Origin of the sequence: Borrelia persica No12, assembly GCF_000500045.1 — a bacterium.
Classification (GTDB): Bacteria; Spirochaetota; Spirochaetia; order Borreliales; family Borreliaceae; genus Borrelia; species Borrelia persica.
This window is the reverse complement of the sequence record NZ_AYOT01000038.1, coordinates 1-383: the sequence shown is the minus strand read 5'-3', so window position 1 is coordinate 383 and position 383 is coordinate 1. Positions and strand designations below refer to the sequence as shown.

1 pseudogene is annotated in these 383 nt (G+C 29.0%); it reads left to right on the top strand.

What is annotated here, in order from left to right:
* A pseudogene (locus tag U881_RS12470) lies at positions 1–383 on the top strand (DUF244 domain-containing protein); the annotation flags it as partial.

Genomic DNA, 383 nt, shown 5'->3' with positions numbered 1-383 from the left:
TGGTTTATAAACAAAGAAGGTGAAGCTGAACTTTTAGAGCTTAAATCTAGTGATAGTTATCAGTTAAAAGAAGCTGCATTGGAATATAACCGTACTGGTAATTTTATAGAGAGTAAATATTTCTTTAAATATTATGTACAAGTACAAATACAACTTGCATGTACGGGTTTAAGCAAAGGCAATTTATTTTTGACAGTAGGGAATGAAGTAATTAATTGTGAAATTAAAAGGGATAACGATTTTGTTATTGAAGTAATTTCTCATCTTGAGAGAGTAGAGCATGGGATAAATTTAATTTATAAAACATTGAGAGCAGACAGTAATATTGACATTCAAAACATTGATTTAGATCTTTTACGTGAGAATATTAAGAGCATGATTGG